The 20,006-nt window shown below is 66.6% G+C and carries 17 protein-coding genes; 12 read left to right on the forward strand and 5 right to left on the reverse strand.

The window, feature by feature from the left end; genetic code table 11:
• Positions 1-26: 26 nt before the first annotated feature.
• On the reverse strand, positions 27-4,619 hold the full coding sequence (locus tag VFW04_17120) for a DEAD/DEAH box helicase (GenBank protein ID HEX5181056.1): 4,593 nt from the start codon (positions 4,617-4,619) through the stop codon (positions 27-29).
• Between the two features lie 105 nt (positions 4,620-4,724).
• Here VFW04_17120 and VFW04_17125 point away from each other — a divergent pair, with 105 nt between their 5' ends.
• The 10 genes from VFW04_17125 to VFW04_17170 all read left to right on the forward strand — a co-directional run bounded on the left by VFW04_17125 (position 4,725) and on the right by VFW04_17170 (position 13,539).
• On the forward strand, positions 4,725-5,432 hold the full coding sequence (locus VFW04_17125) for an SDR family oxidoreductase (GenBank protein HEX5181057.1): 708 nt from the start codon (positions 4,725-4,727) through the stop codon (positions 5,430-5,432).
• A 57-nt stretch (positions 5,433-5,489) separates the two neighbouring features.
• A complete protein-coding gene (locus VFW04_17130) occupies positions 5,490-6,341 on the forward strand; it encodes a replication initiator protein A (protein HEX5181058.1) in 852 nt (283 codons plus the stop codon).
• Positions 6,342-6,401: 60 nt separating this feature from the next.
• Positions 6,402-6,620 carry a hypothetical protein gene (locus VFW04_17135; GenBank protein HEX5181059.1) on the forward strand — a complete coding sequence of 73 codons (219 nt, stop codon included), beginning with the start codon at positions 6,402-6,404 and terminating at the stop codon, positions 6,618-6,620.
• Positions 6,621-6,733: 113 nt separating this feature from the next.
• Positions 6,734-8,338: a S41 family peptidase gene (locus VFW04_17140; GenBank protein HEX5181060.1), complete on the forward strand. Its 1,605-nt coding sequence runs from the start codon at positions 6,734-6,736 to the stop codon at positions 8,336-8,338.
• Between the two features lie 10 nt (positions 8,339-8,348).
• On the forward strand, positions 8,349-9,419 hold the full coding sequence (locus VFW04_17145; GenBank protein HEX5181061.1) for a hypothetical protein: 1,071 nt from the start codon (positions 8,349-8,351) through the stop codon (positions 9,417-9,419).
• A 36-nt stretch (positions 9,420-9,455) separates the two neighbouring features.
• Positions 9,456-10,541 carry a stomatin-like protein gene (locus tag VFW04_17150; protein HEX5181062.1) on the forward strand — a complete coding sequence of 362 codons (1,086 nt, stop codon included), beginning with the start codon at positions 9,456-9,458 and terminating at the stop codon, positions 10,539-10,541.
• Positions 10,542-10,544: 3 nt separating this feature from the next.
• Entirely contained in the window at positions 10,545-10,766 is a 222-nt protein-coding gene (locus VFW04_17155; GenBank protein ID HEX5181063.1) for a hypothetical protein, read from the forward strand.
• A gap of 1,024 nt (positions 10,767-11,790) precedes the next feature.
• Positions 11,791-11,997, forward strand: a complete 207-nt coding sequence (locus VFW04_17160) for a cold-shock protein (GenBank protein HEX5181064.1) — start codon at positions 11,791-11,793, stop codon at positions 11,995-11,997.
• Between the two features lie 140 nt (positions 11,998-12,137).
• Positions 12,138-13,193 carry a non-homologous end-joining DNA ligase gene (gene ligD, locus VFW04_17165; protein HEX5181065.1) on the forward strand — a complete coding sequence of 352 codons (1,056 nt, stop codon included), beginning with the start codon at positions 12,138-12,140 and terminating at the stop codon, positions 13,191-13,193.
• A 55-nt stretch (positions 13,194-13,248) separates the two neighbouring features.
• Positions 13,249-13,539 (forward strand): hypothetical protein, encoded by a 291-nt coding sequence (locus VFW04_17170; protein HEX5181066.1) that lies wholly within the window; start codon positions 13,249-13,251, stop codon positions 13,537-13,539.
• Between the two features lie 279 nt (positions 13,540-13,818).
• Here VFW04_17170 and VFW04_17175 read toward each other — a convergent pair whose 3' ends face one another.
• The 4 genes from VFW04_17175 to VFW04_17190 form a co-directional block, all read right to left on the reverse strand.
• Positions 13,819-14,532: an NUDIX domain-containing protein gene (locus tag VFW04_17175; GenBank protein HEX5181067.1), complete on the reverse strand. Its 714-nt coding sequence runs from the start codon at positions 14,530-14,532 to the stop codon at positions 13,819-13,821.
• A 101-nt stretch (positions 14,533-14,633) separates the two neighbouring features.
• On the reverse strand, positions 14,634-16,331 hold the full coding sequence (locus VFW04_17180; protein HEX5181068.1) for a glycoside hydrolase family 3 N-terminal domain-containing protein: 1,698 nt from the start codon (positions 16,329-16,331) through the stop codon (positions 14,634-14,636).
• Positions 16,332-16,474: 143 nt separating this feature from the next.
• On the reverse strand, positions 16,475-16,756 hold the full coding sequence (locus tag VFW04_17185) for an oxidative damage protection protein (GenBank protein ID HEX5181069.1): 282 nt from the start codon (positions 16,754-16,756) through the stop codon (positions 16,475-16,477).
• 101 nt (positions 16,757-16,857) lie between these two features.
• The gene (locus VFW04_17190) at positions 16,858-17,523 is read right to left on the reverse strand and encodes a fatty acid desaturase (GenBank protein ID HEX5181070.1); all 666 of its coding nucleotides are present in this window, start codon (positions 17,521-17,523) and stop codon (positions 16,858-16,860) included.
• A 330-nt stretch (positions 17,524-17,853) separates the two neighbouring features.
• On the opposite strand from VFW04_17190, the gene VFW04_17195 reads away from it, so the two are divergent.
• Both VFW04_17195 and VFW04_17200 read left to right on the forward strand, forming a co-directional pair.
• On the forward strand, positions 17,854-18,984 hold the full coding sequence (locus VFW04_17195) for an aldo/keto reductase (GenBank protein HEX5181071.1): 1,131 nt from the start codon (positions 17,854-17,856) through the stop codon (positions 18,982-18,984).
• Positions 18,977-20,005 (forward strand): MBL fold metallo-hydrolase, encoded by a 1,029-nt coding sequence (locus tag VFW04_17200; protein HEX5181072.1) that lies wholly within the window; start codon positions 18,977-18,979, stop codon positions 20,003-20,005. The genes VFW04_17195 and VFW04_17200 overlap by 8 nt, the downstream gene beginning before the upstream one ends.
• The last annotated feature ends 1 nt before the right edge of the window (position 20,006 follow it).

Raw genomic sequence — 20,006 nt, forward strand, 5'->3', positions numbered from 1 at the left:
CGCGTTAGGCGGCGCTCGCCCGTCGCTCAGCGCGCCAGCGGCTCGAACTCGAACCCGCGTGGAACGCGGCGGTAGCCCGCCGCAGTGAACGCGCCCGCCCAACGGCTGACCCCCGCGGCCGCACCGTCGATCCGTTCCACCGTGCACCGGCGCCGCGTTAAGCCAAGGGACGACCGCCGGCGGTCCACGTACTCGGCCAGCACGCGCGCCGCGGCCGTCACGTCGTCCTCCTCGGCATCCGGACGCACAACCACGCGCCGGCCCGCCGATTCCGCCGAGAGAATCACCACCCCGCCGCGCACCACGAGCACCGCGCCGCGACCGCGCGGATGCTCCAATGGATTCGTCGCCCGAGACGGGAGCCGCACGTTCAAGATGTTGGCCGGGTCCGACGCAGCAATCGCAACCATCGGCGCTGCCCGCCCCGTTGTTTCCTCGCGAACTCCGCGGAGCAGCTCGACCGCGGCCGGCAACGCGAACTGCGCTCCTGCCATACCCTCGACGAAGTATCCACGACGCACTTCGCCGCGCTCCTCCAAACGCTTGAGCTCGCGATAGATCGATCGCCACGGGACGGGCGGCCGCTCTCTCCGCCACCAGTCGCTCGTGACCACGCCGTATCGGTCGAGCCAGCGTCGCGCCACTATTTCGGCGTGCTCGTCTTCCGGCGGGCGGTCGGCATCGTCGATCCTGATCAGCGACCAGCGACCTAACCAGCCGCTCCGCGGACCGGGCACATCCGGCCGACGCCACTTGGGCAAGCGATACGCAGACACCCGGCGCTGCACGATTGGCGACCGACCGGTGATCTCGCTCGGCCACCGCGACACTTCCGCCGGCGATTCGCGGTTCGGCAGCGCTCGCATACGAACGATCTCCCGCATCGCCTCGATCGTGTCGTTCGTCGCCGCGCCCGCGGCGACCAGCTCGCGCAACCCGTCGCGAAGCGCAGCCGGTCCCAGGCCGGTCGCGGAAACCAGATCGGCGAAGAACGAGGCGCCGCGTTGGGCGAGCGCGTCGCGCACGCGTTGGGCATCAGCCGAGAGCGCCTGCGACGGCGTCGAAAGCCAGATGACTTCCTCGCCGCGCGGGAAAAAACGAATGGCCGCCAGGGTTGCAGCGCCGGCGTCGGACCGGTGTGCGCTGCCGGCCCATTCGAGCTCGCCCGACGTCGCGAGCTGCGACAGCCACGCGGAGTCGTATCGATCGAGGCGCGAGGGCAGGGTATCGCGTTCCCATCGATCTGCCGGCTGGGGCAATCCCGACAGCTGATGCACGGCGGCCTCGAGGCCCGTCGAGCCCGTTAGGCGGTCGCGAGAATCGACGTGCTGCCACCGTCGCAGAAACGCGCCGAACGTGCCGAGGTCAACGGCCCGGATCTGGCGGCGCAGCTGAGCCAGTGCGCGTCGTCGTGCGCGATCGACGACTCCCGTGGTGCACCATTCGGCATCATGCACCCCACGCCGGAAGCGACCGCGCACGAGCCGTCCCGCGCGATCCCAATCTGTCAACGCCGCCGCCACCCATTCCTCGGGCCAGCCGTATCGCTTCGTGATGTCCGCAACCGTCACGGGACCGGCGAGCGAGACGAACTTGGCGAGAATCTCTCGACGCGCCGCGCGCGGCTCGAGCGACGGATGCCGAAACGCGCGGGGCACAACGACGTCGGCGGCTGTGTCGGCGAGGAGCGGTCCCGCGCGAAGCCGCGCGAGCGCGTCTTCGCCGAACGCCGCGGCGTATCGCGGGAACGTTTCCACGAGGATGGCGCGCCAGCGAAGCGCCTCATCGCCGGCCGGAAACGGGATCAGGACCACGCGACCGCTCTCGAGGAGCGCTTCGACCGGATCCCGTTGGGCCGTCCACGCGTCGCGCGCCGCGGTGCGGGCGCGCAGCTCGTCGATCGTGAGATCGCCGGCACGGTCGAGCAGGTACGCGAGCTCGTCGGCCGAGCGTGCCCGGCGCCGTTCGGATGTGCCGCGCCGATCGGCCACCACGTCGTCGAGCGCCCGTCGCGCGTCCTCGTCGGCGTCGGCGCCTAACAGACCATCCGTGAGCACGTCGCCCAACAAGGCCCGGTCCACGGACAGAAGCGCCGCCTGTCGCTCGGCGCGGGGTGAATCATCGGCGTACAGCCAGTCCATCACGAATCCGAGCTGCAGCCCGGCCGCGAACGGCGAGGGCCCGTCGGTATCGACCAGGCGGACGGTGATGCGGCCGGCGCCGATCGCCTCCAGGACGGTGCGAAGCGACGGCAGATCGAACGCATCGTCGAGCACTTCGCGATACGTCTCGACGAGGAGCGGGAAGGTGGGCCTGCCGCGCACGGCGTCGAGCAGATCGAGTGCGCGCATGCGTTGGAGCCAGAGCGGCATGCGGCGCCCCGGCGCGCCGCGCGCCAGCACCAGCGCCCGCGCGGCGTTCATGCGGAATCGGGCGCCGAACAGCGAGGTATTGCCGATTTCGTCGACGAGCCGTTGCTCGGCATCGCCCGGGCTCAGGCGGAGCATGGCGGCGAGGTCGAGCGCGGCGCCGGTTTCGGGGACGCGGAGCATGATGCCGTCGTCGCTCGTCTGCACGTGGCACTCGCCGCTGCCTAACGCATCGCGGACGCGTTGGGCGAGCGCCATGCCCCACGGCGCGTTGACGCGGCCGCCGAACACGGAATGGATCACGATGCGGACCGCGCCCATCTCGTCGTGGAATCGCTCCACGACCACGGTGCGCTCGTCGGGGATCGTGCCCGTGGCCGCGCGCTGCTCGGCTACGTAGTCCCGCAGCTCGCGCGTCGATGCCTCGTCGGCGCCTAACCGAGCCGCGAGCGCCGCCGCCGCGGCCTCGTCGTCCGCCGGGAGCGCCGCCAGCTCGCGGCGCAGCGCGCCCACGCGGCGGCCGATGGAGGCGGCGCGCGACGCGTACTCCCCGTGCCAGAACGGCATCCGCGCCGGCGCCCCGGGCGCCGGCGTCACGATCACCCGATCGTGCTCGATTGCCCCGATCCGCCAGGTGGCCGAGCCTAACTGAAAGACGTCGCCCACCCGCGACTCGTGCACGAACTCCTCGTCCAACTCGCCTAACCGCGTCCGGTCCGGCAGCACCGCCGTGTACAGACCGCGGTCGGGGATCGTGCCGCCGGACACCACCGCCACCAGCCGGCTCGATCGCGTCCCGCGGATCTGGTCGGCGACGCGATCCCACACGAGCCGCGGCTGCATGTCGGCCGTCACCTCCGCCGGGTACGCCCCCGACAGCATCGACAGCACGGCGTCGAACGCCGCCCGCCCGAGCTTGTGATACGGGTACGCCCGCCGCACCAGCGCGAACGCATCACCCGTCGACCAGTCGTCCACCGACGCCATCGCCACCAGAATCTGCGCCAGCACATCGAGCGCATTCTGCGGCACCCGCGTCGGCTCCACGTCGCCCTCACGCATCGCCTCGACGATGGCCGCCATCTCGACCAGATCGTCGCGAAACGTCGGCACGAACACGCCCCGACTCGACTCGCCTAACGAATGGCCGGCGCGTCCCACCCGCTGCAACCCGGCCGACACCCGCTTGGGACTCTGTAGCTGCAGCACCAGATCCACCGAGCCGATGTCGATGCCCAGCTCCAACGAGCTCGTCGTCACCAGCGCGCGCAGCTCGCCCGCCTTGAGCGACCGCTCCAACCCCAGGCGCCGCTCCCGCGACAACGAGCCGTGATACGGACGCGCCAGCTCCTCGCCCGCGAGTGTGTTGATCCGCGCCGCCATCCGCTCCGCCTGCCCGCGGTTGTTGACGAACACCAGCGTCGTCCGCGCCCCGCGAATGCGCGCCACCGCCAGCTCGGCGACCCGCGGCCACACACCGCCCGGCGCCATCGCCCCCTCCGGCGCCGGCGACGCGATCTCGAGCGCCATCCGCTTCACCAACCCGCAATCGATGACCGTCACCGGCCGGAACGCCGGCGCATCGCCCTCGCCGCGCGGTCCGCAGCCGCCGAGATACCGCGCGATTTCGTCTAACGGACGCTGCGTGGCCGACAGACCGATCCGCTGCGGCGGCGACTCGCACAACGCATCGAGACGCTCGAGCGACAACGCCAGATGCGCCCCCCGCTTCGTCCCCGCCACCGCGTGGATCTCGTCGACGATCACCGCGCGCACCATCGAGAACATCCCGCGACCCTTCACCGTCGTCAGCATGATGTGCAGCGATTCGGGCGTCGTGATCAGGATGTGCGGCGCGCGACGCAGCATGCGGGCACGCGCACCGGCGCTCGTGTCGCCCGTCCGCACCGCGACGCGAATCTCGGGGAACGGCAGCCCCGCCTCCTCAAATCGCAGCCGCAGCTCCGTGAGCGGCACCTCGAGGTTGCGATGGATGTCGTTGCTCAGCGCCTTGAGCGGCGAGATGTAGAGGATCTGTACTGCGTTAGGCAGCGGCGCGTCGAGGCCGCGCTCGATGAGGCGGTTGATCTCCCACAGAAATGCCGACAGCGTCTTGCCCGTCCCGGTCGGCGCCAGAATCAGCGTGTGCGCCGCGCTCGCAATCGCCGGCCACCCCAACCGCTGTGGATCGCTCGCCCGTCCGAAGGCGTCGCGAAACCACTCCCGCACGATCCGGTGGAACGGGCGCATGAGCCCAGCATCGCCGCGAGAGGCCATCCCCAAACCTACGCGTCACGATGGAATGCTGGGAGGAACAGCCTTGCCACATCGCGGCAACTGCCCCATGCTCTCGCAATGCGCAACCGTATCGCGGTGGTGACCGGCATCGGCCGCAAAGGACAAACCGGCGAAATCATCGCACGGACCCTCGCCGAAGCCGGCATGCAAATCATCGCCGTCGCACGCCACGCCGACGAAGCCCAGGCGCGCGTCGATGACCTGCGCAGCGCCGGTCACGATGCACAGCCGTTCGCGTGCGATCTCTCCGATGAAGCACAGGTCGCCACGCTGGCGCGCGATGTCGCGACTGCAGCCGGATCGCCGCGAGTCGATGTCCTCGTCAACATCGCCGGCGGATTCGCCATGAGCGGATCAGTCGCCGAAAGCACGCTCGCCACCTGGAAGAGCCAGGTGTCGATCAACCTCCTCACCGCGTATCTCGCCACTCGAGCATTTCTTCCGCTGCTGCGCGCGGCACGCGGGTCCATCGTCTACTTCGCGTCGGCGGCGGCGCTTCCCGGCGCCGGCGTCGCCAACATGTGGGCCTACGCCGCATCCAAGAGCAGCGTCGTCGCGCTCATGCGCGCTGTCGCCGCCGAAGAGCGTGCGAATGGCGTTCGGGCCAACGCACTCGCGCCGACCGCCATTCGCACAGACGCCAATCTCGAGAGCATGGGCGACAAGACCCGATACGTCGAACGCGAAGACGTAGCCGCCGCCGTTGCCTGGCTCTGTTCGGACGCCTCGCGCGCCGTGAGCGGGCAAGTCATTCGACTCGGATGACAGGCGACTCGTCGGACTCATCTGGCCCGCGATGCCAGCTTACCCGTACCTTAGAGCATGAGCCTCGCGGCGCGACGACGAATCACGACCCGCATCATCGCGCTCGACCGTTCGCTCGAAGCGTTGCCGCTATTCCGACTCAGCGACTCGGCCGACGATACTGCTTTAGCCTATGCACCGCCGTCGGGCGGTCGGTGGCGCGTCCTCCCGCGTCCCGGCGACAGACTGCCGGGCACGTTCGATCAGGACGTATACATCGAGCTCTGGCATCGCTATCACGACCTGGGCGCGCCGGCCGATGGAGTCGTGCGCTTCACTCTGCACGCGTTTCTCCGATCGATCGGACGTCGCGTAGATGGTCGAACGTACGAGCAGCTGCGCTCCGCGCTCGCGCGGCTCAATCACACCACGCTCGAGTCACAGGGCGCGTACTACGACGCGACGACGCGGTCGCCGGTCGAAAGCCGCTTCAATGTGCTGAGCGCGGTATTCATCGAGCGCCGACGAGTATTGGACAGGGACCAGTTGACGCTCTTCCCTTCCATCGCTGCGGCAGAGCCCGGCGAAGCCGTGGTTACGTTAGCCGCGAGCCTTCGCGCCAACATTGCTGCGGGACACGTCGTATCGCTCTCGGCGCCGCACTATCAGTCGCTGTCATCGCCTGTTGCTCGCCGCCTGTACCGATTGATGGAGGTGGCGCGTGAGGAGGGCAATTTGACCTGGCGTGTGGGTCTTGCAGAGCTTGCCGAGCGGATTCCGCTCGCCCAACGGTACCCATCGCACCTGCAGCGAGTGCTCCAACCGGCCCACGAGATGCTGTTGGCTGCGGGTCTGGTCCGCGATGTCGCGGTACGCCAGCACCGACGCGAATGGTTTGTCGATTATGTTTTGTCGGCGCGGGCGACCTGATGCACGGCCGTGAAGGACGTCACCACTCGTTTCCATCCTGACTTCCACGGAGAGCAACACATGGCGACCAAGCTGGAGAAAACGCTCAAGCGTGAGATCGAGATCGAGGGACAAGCGTACATGGTCGCGATCTCCCCCGAAGGCGTGAAAATCACCCAGAAGGGCTTTCGCAAAGGACCGGAGCTCACGTGGAAGCAGTTGCTCACCACCGGGAACGAAGCCGGCGGAAACGGAGGGGGAGGGGGAGGGGGAGGGGGAGCGCCGTTCGGCGCGGCATGACCGGTGCGGAACGGAGGGAGGGGCGCGAGGAACACTTCGCGCCCCTGAGTCGTATCCTTTAGAGCAGATGCGTCGGATGTCCGACGTGTCTTTCCCTCCACCGGGATGGTCCAATGACTCGTCGACTCCGGGCGACCGTCGTCGCCGGCGCCCTGCTCCTCCCCGTCGCCATTGGCGGGTTCTCCATTCGGGAGCGCGCGGCGCATGACGGCGCACGCGTGTTCGACCAAGTCATGTCGCTCGTCTCGGATCGATTCGTCGACACGGTCGACGCATCCGCGCTCTACGAGAAAGCAGCACGTGGCTTGGTGACGCAGCTCCACGATCCGTACTCCGAGCTTTTCTCACCCACCGAGCTGAAACGATTCTCGACGCAGTCCACCGGCCGCTACGGCGGCATCGGAATGCAGATCGAGAATCAAGACGGGCAAATCGTCGTCGTTCACGTGTTCTCGCACAGTCCCGCACAGTCAGCCGGTGTTCAGGACGGCGATCACATCATCGGCATTGACACCGCGTCCACGCGCGGATGGTCGTCGCAGCAAGTGTCCGACGTGTTGATCGGCACCGTGGGCACGCAAGTCAAAGTGCGCTTCTCGCGGCCCGGCGTGAGCGAGCCAATCGACTATACGTTCACGCGCGCCGAGATTCACGTCCCCGCTGTGCCTTACGCGCTGATGCTCGACGACAAGATCGCGTACATCCCGCTGCAGACGTTCAACGAAGACGCGGCCGACGAGCTCCAGAGCGCGGTCAATAATCTCGTCAAGCAAGGCGCGAAGTCGATTGTGCTCGACCTCCGCAACAACCCGGGCGGCATCCTCGATCAAGGTTTGCAGGTCGCCGATCTCTTCCTCAAGAGCGGACAACAGATCGCAAGCGTTCGCATGCGCCAGGGTCCGCCGCAGGTTTACACCGCGCACGACGACGAGCACATTCAAAACGTACCCCTCGTAGTCATGGTAGACGGTTACTCTGCGTCGGCTGCTGAGATTGTGACCGGAGCGCTCCAGGACCATGACCGCGCGCTGGTGGTCGGCACGACGTCATTCGGCAAAGGGCTTGTCCAGACTGTCTTCCCGATCGACGGCGGCTGGGCGCTCAAGCTCACCACCGGCAAGTGGTATACGCCGAGCGGCCGCTCGATCCAGAAGAACCGGAAGCCCGCAAACCCGGATGATCTCCAAGCAAACGCGAGCGAGGCTCCGCCAGACTCGCTCGAGAAGGAGTCGGTGAAGCAGAATCGCCCCGCATACCGCAGCGACGCAGGTCGCATTGTGTACGGCGGCGGCGGCATCACACCGGACGTCATCGTGGCGGACGACACGATCACGACGCCTGAGCAGACGTTCTTCAAGGCGATCGCGCCCAAGTATCCGGCGGTGCGCGGCGTCTTGTACAGCTATGCGCTGCAGCTCAAAGGGCAGGTTTCGCCGAAGTTCACGGTGAAGCCCGAATGGCGTGATGAGTTCTACCGCCGGCTTCAGGCGGCCAAGATCACGGTCGATCGCGCGCAATACGATTCTGCGGCACCGTTGATCAATCGGTGGATCGGCAATCAGGTCGCCGAGCTCGCGTTTGGCGATTCGACTGAGTTCCGCCGCGAGATTCCGGACGACAAGCAGTTGCAGCGCGCGATGGAGCTCCTGCGCAAGGGCAGCACGCAGAAGGACCTGTTCTCTCTGGCCCAGGGAGCGAGCCCGCCAGTAAAGCAGTAAGTTTGGGGGCATGAGAGCCCCGTACAGCATCGCCGCGGCCACGCTCGTGGCCGCGGTTGCATGTGGGCACCCCGCGCCCAACGCCAACGTGGCGCCGTCAGCGCCGGTCGCGAACGAGCTGCGATTGACGGACATCCGCCAGCTCACGCATGGCGGCGCGAACGCAGAAGCGTATTTCAGCCACGACGGAAAGCAGCTGATCTTCCAGTCCACACGCGACGGGCGGAGCTGCGACCAGCAGTACATCATGAACGTCGACGGCTCCGACGTGCACCGCGTGTCGAATGGCACCGGCAAAACAACGTGCGGGTATTTCTTCGCCTACGACAAGCGCATTTTCTTCGCGTCGACGCACGCGGCCGACACCGCCTGCCCGCCCAAGCCGGATCCGTCCAAAGGCTACGTGTGGGGCCTCGATCCGTTCGACATCTACACCGCCAACGCCGACGGCTCCAATCTCCAGCGCCTAACGAACTACGGCGTCTACACCGCCGAAGGCACGTTGTCGCCCGACGGCCGGACCATCGTGTTCACGTCGCTCAAGGATGGCGACCTGGATCTCTATGCGATGGACGTCGACGGCACGCACGTGCGGCGTCTCACCGACACGCCGGGCTATGACGGCGGCGCGTTCTTCTCGCCCGACGGAACGAAAATCGTCTATCGCGCCAACCACCCGACCGATTCGACCGAGCTGGCCGAATATCGGGCGCTGCTCGCCCAACGCATCGTCAGACCGAACAAGATGGAGCTCTGGGTGATGAACGCCGATGGCTCAGATCAGCATCAAATCACCCACTTGGGCGGCGCCAATTTCGCGCCATATTTCACACCCGACGGGCGGCGGATCATCTTCTCGTCCAACTACAAGAATCCGCACAGCGGCAATTTCGACTTGTATCTCGTCAACATCGACGGGTCGGGGCTGGAGCAAATCACCACCGATCCGGGTTTTGATGGTTTCCCGCAGTTCAGCCCGGATGGACGCTTTCTGGTGTGGGCGTCGAGCCGCAACGCGCCGGACCCGCACGAAACGAACATCTTCATCGCACGCTGGGCTGACGCGAACGCCGCCCGCTGAGCATTCTCGCTCGCCATTTCTCGACCGGAGTCTTCGATGACTGCCATCGTGATCGCCCTTATCGTCGTGATCGCGCTCTACGCCGCCACCCGCATCTTCCGCGTGGTGGGGCAGGCGGAGGTGATGGTGATCGAGCGGTTAGGCCGCTTCAATCGCATCGCGCGCTCCGGCCTCAACATCCTGCTGCCGTTCGTCGAGCGCCCGCGCGCGATCGACGTGCGCTACGCCATGAGCGACCCGAGCGGCGCCAAGCGACTCATTTCGGGATCCACCACCCGCATCGATCTGCGCGAGCAAGTGCTCAATTTCCCGAGCCAACCGGTGATCACGAAGGACAACGTGACCATCGACATCGATGCCGTCCTGTACTACCGGATCGCCGATCCGCAGAAAGCCACGTACGCGGTCCAGAATCTGCCGTTTGCGCTCGAGACGCTGACGCGGACGACGCTGCGCAACATCGTCGGTGAGATGGAGCTCGACAGCACCCTCGCCAGCCGCGACCAGATCAACAAGCGCATGCGCGAGATCATCGAGGAAGCATCGATCGGCTGGGGCGTCGACGTCACGCGCGTCGAGCTCCAGGCCATCGAGCCGCCGCGCGATATTCAGCAGTCCATGGAGCTGCAGATGCGCGCCGAGCGCGAGCGGCGCGCGGCAGTCACTAACGCTGAAGCATCGAAGCGCGCCGCGATCCTCGAAGCCGAAGGCGTGCAACAGTCGCAGGTGAGCCGCGCCCAAGGCGAAATGGAAGCAGCAGTACTCCGCGCGAAAGGTCAGGCGCAAGCACGGCTAGCCATGGCCGACGCGGAAGCGCAGGCCATCCAGCGCATCAGCGCGGCGATGCCCGCCGCGGACGTCGCGCTTTACCTGCTCGGGCTCAAGTATCTCGATGCGCTGCCCGCCCTCACGCAAGGCAAAGGGTCGACCATCTTCTTGCCCGCCGAAGCCGCGGGCGTCATGGGCGCGTTGGGCGGACTGCGGGAGCTCATGGCGCGCACCGGTGTCGGCGAACGCGGATCGTCGGCGCCCGACTCGACACCGGCCGCGCCTACGCCGTCGCGCCCGGCAATCGCGCCGACCGTCGCTCCTCCGCAATCGCCGCCGCCACCGAAGGAGTAGCGCTTGGCAAAAATCTCACGCGATCGCGCCGAGCGAATCGCCAGAGCGCACGCCTGTGAGAATTGCGGCGAGTACAGCTACAAGAAGCTCACGGTCAAACCGGCCCCTGCCGCCATGCGCGACGAGCTCGGCGAAGCCTGGCACGCGGTGAAAATCTGCGGCGTCTGCGGTATGCAGCAAGAGCTCGGCATTGATGATGAGGGCGAGATCGTCTACGTGAGCTGAGAGATCGAGCGGCGTGGTACGGTTCAGTTTGGAGCGCCGTTCCCTCATGGCTTGCATCTACGTTCATGAAGATGCACGCAGGACACAACGGACAAAGCACTGACAAAAGATCACCGGTTGGTGTTGCTCGTGTCGTGTCCGTCGTGTCCTGCTTTGTCCGCGTCTTCATGAGCGTAGTACTCTGCCCCTCCGGCCTGCAACGAGTCTCATCGGGGTACCGGACCAAACTGTAGCTCTACTAGCGGCGTGTAACCGGCTAATTTGTCGAGAGCCGGATATGTTTACAGGGTCGAGTCGGCGCGTCGGAACTTCTCGGCTTCGACACGGTAGGATCGATAGGCTGCGCGCATTGGCGATTCCCAATGGCGCGCGCCCAGGTTGCCCCTCCTGCAGTCCGGTGGCGCGACAACGTTCTCGCGCCGAAGAGCGTTTCTACTAAGTGAGACGAGGAGGTGAACGGGTTGCCCCGCAACCCGTGCTCGATCGGCGTCCGCCTTGGCCGACGGACACCGCTGTGTGTCACTCTGGAGGACTCAATGCGCAAGCCACGACCGGCCACGTACAACCCCGCCCAGGCTCTTCAGCTCATCTCGCACGATCGAAACGGAATGCCGCTCAGTTGCCCCTCTTGCTCTGGGGACATCGTGCGTGACCCGGATTCCACTCCTCCTCCGCCGCGCTCCCACGTGACGCTGCGATGTGCCAACTGCGGTCGAATCGCGCGATACATCGCCGGCGCCGCCTAAGCTCGCTCGCACGATTCGTTCGGCATTATTCGCTGCGTCGCTACCGTCGGGGACGCAGAGACTTCTCGACCTATCTCGCGCTGCATCGCCGTCACGAGTGGCCCGATTCATGAAGTATTGGGCCCTAGCCGCCGTGGCATCCGAAAAACCGGATGTTTAAATTGCGGCTCGTCCTACGATCACGTTGGGCAGGCGCTTGGAATCATTCGCTGATTCCAGTCTCTCGAGCGGGATCTCGCATCACAGTTTCACCCCTTGAGGGGGAGAGGTAAGGTACCATGTCTCGCATTACGGGCACCGTGAAGTGGTTCAACGACGCAAAAGGGTACGGCTTCATCTCACGTGAAGGCGGCCCCGATGTGTTCGTCCATTTCAGCGCGATCCAGGGCAACGGCTTCAAGTCGCTGGCTGAAGGCGACCAGGTCGAGTTCGAAATCGTGCAAGGCCAGAAGGGCCCCCAGGCAGCTGAGGTGCAGAAGCTCTGATCCCGCTCTCACGCACCCCATTCGAAAAAGCTCCGGCTGCGCTGCCGGAGCTTTTTTGTGTGCAGCGTTAGCACATCTTGTGCATTGCAACGCGTGATGCTACGCATGGCCGTGCACACCGCTTCACTGCCGGAGTCCGCATGCCTGCTCGCCGTTCCCGCACGGTTCGAACGCGCGTCCCGACGCGTCGACTGCCTCGACGATCGGCGCCCAACGCGGACATCATCTCCGCGCTCGAGCGCATAGAAAAAGCCGGCGGCGCCGCGGTAGTGGAAGCAGCCGCACACAAGTCCATCGAGGTTTCGCACCTCGACAAAGTGTTCTTCCCGGATGCGGGGGTGACCAAGGGCGACGTGATGCGGTACTACGTTCGCGTCGCCAAGTACATCCTGCCCGCGATTGCCGACCGTCCACTCGTCCTCAAACGAACACCCGATGGCGTGAACGGCGAATTGTTCTTCCAGCAGAACGCGCCGGACGATGCGCCGGAGGCCGTTCGGGTCGACAACGTCGCGGCTCAAGGCGAACCGCAATGCCGCTTTGTCGGCGGCGATCTGCCGACGCTCCTGCACCTCGTGCAGCTCGGCTGCATCTCGCTCGACCCCTGGATGTCGCGCATTGGCAGCCTGGATCACCCCGACTACGCGATCATCGATCTCGACCCGGGACCGGGGGCTTCGTTCAAGGTGGTCGTACGCGTCGCGCTGTGGGTTCGCGAGGTGCTCGATGAGCTTGGTCTCCGCGCCGTCCCGAAGACCTCGGGATCGCGCGGCATCCATATCGCGATCCCGCTGCCGCGTTCGACGTCGTACCAGGATTCGATCGCGACCGCGAAAGCAGCAGCTGCGCGCGTCGTGGATCTGCACCCGCGTCAGGCAACCGTGGAGCGGGCTCTCGAGAACCGGCCGCACGGTACGGTGTATGTGGACTGTTTACAGAACTCACGCGGGAAGAGCGTGGCGGCGGCGTACTCGGTGCGCGCGAAACCGGATGCCACGGTGTCGGCGCCGCTTACCTGGGACGAAGTCGTGGAATCGCTCGACCCGCACGAGTTCACCTCGCGCACGATGCCGGCGCGTGTCGAGCAGCACGGCGATCTCTGGCGCGAGGGACTCAAGCATGGGAACTCTGCGAGCGTCGTTCGCGCTATTGCGACACCGGGCGGCAAGCCGCGCGCCCCGGCCGGGAAAAAGTAAAGCGTTAGGCAGTCGCGCTGCCGGCGCAGAACGAGCCCTTCGATGATCGAATGCCGTGTTTCTCTATTTGCGTGAGCTGCCGGGCGGCGGCGTGGTGACGATCGAGGCCACGAGCGGCGATGGGTCGTCCGTCTCGTGCCGCCTCGCCGTGGAACGGCGCAGCGACTCGCGCCGCCGCGAGGGACATGCGCCCCCCGTCATCGCGGAAATCAGCGCCCCGACCCAGTCGGCGGCGTTTCGAACCTTGTACGAAATCGCGGCAGACAACGTCGCCGTCGCGCGCGGACTCCTCGTGTGGCAGGCGCGGCGAGCCAAACGCGGTGCCGCACCGGACACGGCCCATTGATGCGACGCGTGGCGGCCCCGAGCCCTGGACCGCCACTCTCCGGCTGGACGGGCAGAGTGCTACGCTCACGAAGACGCGGACAAAGCAGGACACAACAGACAAAGCACCGACAAAAAATCAAAGCCCTGGTTTTGCTCGTGTCGTGTCCGCTGTGTCCGTGCTGTGTCCGCGTCTTCATAAACGTAGATACAAGACGTGAGCGACCGGATTCCCAGCCACTCGGCGGGCGGCAACCACGCGCCCGTCGCTTTGTCACGTCATCGTTCGGTCACGAGCACTTCAACCGCCGAGCGACCCGCTCACACCTTCGAACCGCACCCCGCGCCGGCTCCCGCGCCGCCTGCGAGGCGCATATCGGAAAAGTTGCGCCGGACGCCCGCGACCCTCGCTGCGCCACTCGTCGGTTGGCTCGACCAACCACGACGTGTGGAGCGCTCGCCGGAAGCTCGCCTTGTGCAACCGGCGGCCCAACAGCAGCTCGTAAATCTCCTGCAGTTGGCTCAACGTGAACGTCGACGGAAGCAGTCGGAAGGCGATCGGAGACTGATCGAGACGCGCGCGAATCGCCTGCATTGCGGCTTCCACAATCGAACGCTGCCTCGGCGCGATCGCCGGCATCTCATCCACCGGGTACCAAGCCGCCTGGTCTCCAGCCGGCCCGCCGCTCCCGCTCGCGACCAGCGCGACATACCCGATCGAGACAAGCGCGTTCGACGGATGCCGCCGCCGATCCCCGAACGCAGCGATCTGCTCGAGCAGTCCGGGCTGCGCGCCGAGCGCCGCGCGCTCGATCCGCACCGCAGCCTCGTCGATGGTCTCGTCGCGCCGTGGCGCATCGTGCGGCAGCGACCACCGTTCCTTCTCCCGCGGATCGTCGGCGCGCACGAGCAGCGCGGTCAGACGCCGCCCATGCGGCGTCAACGACACGATGTCTACGGACAGAGCCGGCCGGCGCGTCGAGGCCCGGCCAGACGAAGCGGCACGTTCAGGCATGACGCAACGAATTAGTCACAAGTTGCGACTAATGTCAAGCCCGTTATTTTTCGCTAGAAAGAACTAATTCGCGAGTACGCGAGACGAACCGCTTGTCGAACTTACGGCGCAGTCGCCGATGTCGTTGCAGTAACAATCCCTCGGGCCAAACCGGCGCCGACGGATGCGAGTGGCGGAATGCTGATCGGAAGTCGACCGCTGATCGGCGCCGCTCCTATCAATGCCCGCGCGGCAGCCCGCTGCGACACTGGCGCGCCACTCCACGCGATGAGATACGCCGGTACCTCGCTCACTTGCTGCAACAAATACGGGTTGCCAAGCGCTACCACTACAGGATGCGCACCGCGCTGCACCAGCTCGTTCACGAACTGCACGAATCCCTGCGGCGCCGAAAGGTCCGACACCGTGGACCCCGCCGCCAGATACGAGCTCACGACCACCACATCCGCCGAATCCGCCACCGACAGCAGATGCCAGTAATCCGGGGACGCCTCGTCCGCATTCACGTACTCGGTCCGCAGCGACGGAAATGTCCTCCGCAGCTCCGCGTCGAACGTGACGCCGGCGCCCAGATCGCTGCGATGCGCGTACGTGATCGACAACACGCGGGCGCCGCGCGAGAGCCTGCCTAACGGCACCTGGCCAAGGGAATCCTTCACCAGCGTGATCGACCGCTCGGCGATCTGCGCCGCCAGCGCCTGGTGGGCCGAGTCGCCGACGACCGCGCGGGCGCTGTCCAGATTCACCAGTCGAGCGCGCTCGAGCCCGAGGCGCCACTTGAGCGCCAGAATCCGCCGTGCCGATTCCGTAATCCGCGCCGCCGTGTATCGGCCGCTCTCCACGCCCTGCACGACCGCATCGATCGCATGCGGCACGTCAGCCGGCATGAGCAGCACGTCGGCGCCCGCCGCCACCGCACGCTGCATCGCCTCCGGCGCTCCGAACAAGTCCAGCACACCGCGCATGTCCATCGCGTCGGTCACGATCAGTCCCTTGAAGTGGAGCTGGTCGCGAAGCAACCCAGTGAGCACGAGCGGCGACAGCGTCCCAGGTACGCCGCTGGCGTCGAGCGACGGCATCGCGCCGTGGAACGTCATGATCGCGCCCACACCGGCGTCGATCGCCGCGCGAAACGGCACCAACTCGACCGTGTCGAGCCGCGCGCGCGACGCGTTCACGACCGGCAGCGCAAGATGTGAGTTGACCCCGGTGTCGCCGTGTCCGGGAAAGTGCTTGCCGGTCGGAATCATCCCGCCGGCCTCGATGCCGTGCATGTACGCGACGCCCATCGCCGCCACGGATTCCGGCACTTCGCCGAACGAGCGTGTGTTGATGACCGGGTTCGCCGGATTGTTGTTCACGTCGAGCACCGGCGAGAAATCGATTGTGATGCCGATCGCGCGCCCTTCCGTGGCGGTCGCGCGGCCTTGCTCGCGCGCCAGCGTCGTGTCGCCGGTCGCGCCCAACGCCATCTCCGGAGGAAACCAGACCGCGCCGCCCAGATCGATTGCGTTAGGCAGGAAATAGCCGCCCCGCGCCCGGAAGCCGGCGCCAGCCTCGAGGTCCGCGCTCACCAGCAGCGGCAGATCGCTCATCGATTGCAGGGCATTGAGCTTGGCGGCAATCTCGAGCGGCGAGCCGATCGACATGATCAGGCCGCCCACGTGCTGCTCGCGCACCAAGCTGCTCAGCCGTCGCCAGGCAGGCGCGTCGCCCGCCACGTAGTCGCCATACAACTGCGGCCACACCATCTGCGCGACCTGGTCGCGCAGCGTCATGTGCGCGAGCGCGCAGGTCACCCACGCGTCTGATGTGTGTTGGGAGCTGCACGCCCGGGCGACCGATTGGCGCGGCGCGAGCGTGCCCGGCGCGGGCTTGGCCGTAGCGCAAGCGGCGCACGCGAAAGCGATCACCGCCCACGCCGCCCGCCCGCGCCGCGCGATCACCAAGCGATCGTTCCTTGCTTGCTCGTGTCCACGGACTGCTGCGCGCCGCTTTTGAACAGAAAACCTTCCATGTTGCGCGTCAGGAAGGTGCGAGCCTGCGGATCCATGAGATTCAATCCGTAGTGGTTGATCAGCATGGTCTGCTGCTTCAGCCATTGCGCCCAACATTCGGTGCAGATCTCAGCCTGAATGCGCGTGCCGATGGCGCCCGGGAACGGCGGACGCTCGAAACCGCCCCCCGCGCGCGTGCTGCCACAGCGGGTGCACGTGATGTCCATTGATCAGTGCCTCGAGAGAGTCTTGGGAAAGATAGCCGATTCTTGTCGGCGACGTGCCCTCTCGAGGAACGCTCGCTCCAGCGACGTGCCGTCCGGGACCGCTAGGTGCGCGCGTACGTGACTTTCGCCAGCCGCAGCGCCTGGAGCACGCGAATATATGCCCAGCCCACGTCGAACTCGTACCACCGCGCCTTGAACTTCGCCGAATGCGGATCCGCGTGGTGGTTGTTGTGCAGCTCTTCGCCGCCCAACCAGATGGCGATCGGCGAGATGTTTCGGCTCTCGTCCTTCACGTTGAAGTTGCGATAGCCCAACGCGTGACCGACGCCATTGATGATGCCTGCCGCCCAGAACGGAATCCACAGCATCTGGACGCCCCACACCAACGGTCCAATGAAGAATCCGAACAGATAGATATCGATGCCGAGCATCAACACGATGCCCAACCACGGGAGCCGCGCGAGCACGTGCCGCTCGAGCCAGTCGTTGGTCGTGCCCTTGCCGTACTTCTCGAGCATCCCGGGCTGTTTGACGGCCGTCCGATAGTAAAAGGCGCCCTTGATGATGATATTGCGCAGTCCTTCGAGCAGCGGACTGTGGGGATCGCCTTCGCGATCGGCGAATGCGTGGTGCTTGCGATGGCAAGCGACCCACTCCTTCGTCACGATCGACGTCGAAAGCCACAGCCAGATTCGCATGGGCACTTCAGCGACCTTGCTGAACGTCACGCCGCGATGCGTCTGCGAACGGTGCAGAAAGAGAGTCACACACACGTTCGTGATGTGACCCGCGAGGATGATAAAGAGAACGGGCTTCCACCAATGGGAAGCCAAAGCCGCGAACCCTGGCATGCTTCTCGGCACTCCGGCTGAGGAGTTGTGACGATGTCGCTTCGTGCGACAGACGGGACGGCGTCGATCCGGCCCGCGTGGAAACCGGCGGAGGCCGGAACTCCTTGGGGAATGTAAGCGCTGCGGCGCTGACTGCCAATATTCGAACCAGCTGACTCCGGCCGCCATCACTCGACTCGTGAGCGCACCTCCCGTAACGCCTCCGGCCTTCTTGCCGCCATGCCCGACACAGCGTAGCGTCGAACTGTGACCAAAAGCCCGCGCCGACCGGCGCCTTCGCGCCCGCCGGGCGCTGCCATCGCGGGGCGCGCGACCGCAGCCGGCACGTCGCGATTCGCCGAACGTCACACAGCGCGGTTCGCGGCCGACTACTTCCGCCCGTTCACCGCCGCCCAACTCCGCGTCTCCTCCATCGGGCTCGGCACCTACCTCGGCGACTGCACCGCAGACGACGATCGCGACTACGCCGAATCGGCGCACGTCGCCATCGCGTCCGGCGTGTCGCTCATCGACACGGCCATCAACTACCGCTGCCAGCGATCCGAGCGCGCCGTGAGTCGCGCGCTTTCGCGTGCTGTTCGGGAAGACACTACTGCGCGCGACGAAATCGTCGTGTGCACCAAGGGCGGCTACATTCCGCTGGACGACGTGCCCCCGCCCAGCCGCGAGGAATATCAGGCGTACGTCGAGCGCGAGTACTTCGCCACCGGCCTGGCGCGCCCCGAAGATGTCGTCGGCGGCGCCCACTGCATCGCGCCGACGTTTCTCGCCGCACAGATCGAGCGCAGCCGCACGAACCTCGGCGTCGACACGATCGATCTGTACTACGTGCACAATCCGGAACAGCAGCTCGACGCAATCACCGCCGCCGAACTGGCGACGCGTCTTCGTGCGGCGTTCGAGATGCTTGAACAGCAGTGCGACGCGGGCGCGATCGGCGCCTATGGCTGCGCCACCTGGAACGGCCTGCGTGCGGCGCCCGGTTCGCGCGGACACCTCAATCTCGCCGACCTCGTGTCCATCGCCCGCGACATCTGCGGCGACCGCCACCACTTCGCCGCCGTCCAGCTTCCGCTCAACCTCGCGCTCACCGAAGCGGTGCGGCTGCCGACGCAACAGTTAGGCGCGCATACCGTGCCGGTATTGGAGGCGGCCGCGGAGTTGGGCGTGGCCGTCATCGCCAGCGCGTCGCTCCTGCAGGGCAAGCTCGCGCACCATTTGCCGGCTACGGTGCACGAGGCGCTGCCCGGATTTTCGACCGACGCCCAGCGAGCCATCGGGTTCGTGCGCTCGCTGCCCATGGTCACGGCAGCGCTCGTCGGGACGAAGTCGGTTCGTCACCTGCACGAGAATCTCGCTGCCGCACGACGTGGCTGACGCGTCGCCCGGACGCGTGCCGTCGGACCCATCGCCGCACGTTGCGCCCGACGGCCGCTTCAGAAATCCGTGGGCTAACGCAGAGCCGCCCACCTTCCGCGACGTGCTGCGGTGGCGGCGCACGCGCGGCACGGGACCGCGGCCGGCGCCGGTGCTGCCGAGCCGGGTGCCGCCGGCCATCGACGCGCCGCGCGGCGCGCCGGACACGCTCGCCGCGACCTGGATCGGCCATTCCACCGTACTGCTCCAGGTCGGGACCCTCAACGTGCTCACCGACCCGATGTGGAGCCGGCGCGCGTCGCCGGTGCGCTGGGCCGGCCCGGCGCGCCTAACAGAACCGGGACTGCCGCTCGACGCGCTGCCGCCGATCGACATCGTCCTCGTCTCGCACAACCACTACGACCACCTCGACGCCGCCTCGGTGCGCGCCCTCGTGCGCCGCCACCCCGCCGCCCGCTGGTTCGTGCCCCTCGGCGTCGCGCGATACGTTAGGCGCTGGGGGGCGCGCGCGGTCGCCGAGCTGGACTGGTGGCACGCCGTCGATGACGCCGGCGTGCGCATCGCGTGCGTGCCCGCGCAGCACGGCAGCGGACGGACGCCGTTCAATCGCATGCAATCGCTGTGGTGTGGCTTCACGCTCCGGGCCGGCGCGCATTCGATCTACTTTGCCGGCGACACCGCGTACCATCCGGAGTTCGGCGAGATCGCGCGGCGCGAAGGGCCCTTCGACCTGTGCGTCCTGCCGATCGGGGCGTACGAGCCTCGCTGGTTCATGCGGCCCGTGCACGTGAACCCGGAAGAAGCCGTTCGCGCGCACGCCGACATTGCAGCGGTGCATCCGGACCGCCCGCCGCCCGTCGCGCTCGCCGTGCACTGGGGCGCCTTCACGCTCGCCGATGAACCAGTCGACGAACCGCCCCGGCGCGCGCAAGCGGCCTGGGGCGGTTCGGGATTCGATGCTGCACGCCTCTGGATCCTGTCGTTAGGCGAGACCAGGCGCGTCCCGGCTCGCGGCGCGTGAG

This window comes from Gemmatimonadaceae bacterium (assembly GCA_036273715.1).
GTDB lineage: Bacteria > Gemmatimonadota > Gemmatimonadetes > Gemmatimonadales > Gemmatimonadaceae > JADGGM01.

What these genes read in the sequence shown, in the direction of transcription:
- VFW04_17120 (HEX5181056.1), bottom strand. Translation starts at nt 4,619, where the DNA reads ATGCGCCCGTTCCACCGGATCGTGCGGGAGTGGTTTCGCGACGCCTTC.
- VFW04_17185 (HEX5181069.1), bottom strand. Translation starts at nt 16,756, where the DNA reads ATGGACATCACGTGCACCCGCTGTGGCAGCACGCGCGCGGGGGGCGGT.
- VFW04_17150 (HEX5181062.1), top strand. Translation starts at nt 9,456, where the DNA reads ATGACTGCCATCGTGATCGCCCTTATCGTCGTGATCGCGCTCTACGCC.
- VFW04_17125 (HEX5181057.1), top strand. Translation starts at nt 4,725, where the DNA reads ATGCGCAACCGTATCGCGGTGGTGACCGGCATCGGCCGCAAAGGACAA.
- VFW04_17160 (HEX5181064.1), top strand. Translation starts at nt 11,791, where the DNA reads ATGTCTCGCATTACGGGCACCGTGAAGTGGTTCAACGACGCAAAAGGG.
- ligD (HEX5181065.1), top strand. Translation starts at nt 12,138, where the DNA reads ATGCCTGCTCGCCGTTCCCGCACGGTTCGAACGCGCGTCCCGACGCGT.
- VFW04_17135 (HEX5181059.1), top strand. Translation starts at nt 6,402, where the DNA reads ATGGCGACCAAGCTGGAGAAAACGCTCAAGCGTGAGATCGAGATCGAG.
- VFW04_17145 (HEX5181061.1), top strand. Translation starts at nt 8,349, where the DNA reads ATGAGAGCCCCGTACAGCATCGCCGCGGCCACGCTCGTGGCCGCGGTT.
- VFW04_17140 (HEX5181060.1), top strand. Translation starts at nt 6,734, where the DNA reads ATGACTCGTCGACTCCGGGCGACCGTCGTCGCCGGCGCCCTGCTCCTC.
- VFW04_17175 (HEX5181067.1), bottom strand. Translation starts at nt 14,532, where the DNA reads ATGCCTGAACGTGCCGCTTCGTCTGGCCGGGCCTCGACGCGCCGGCCG.
- VFW04_17130 (HEX5181058.1), top strand. Translation starts at nt 5,490, where the DNA reads ATGAGCCTCGCGGCGCGACGACGAATCACGACCCGCATCATCGCGCTC.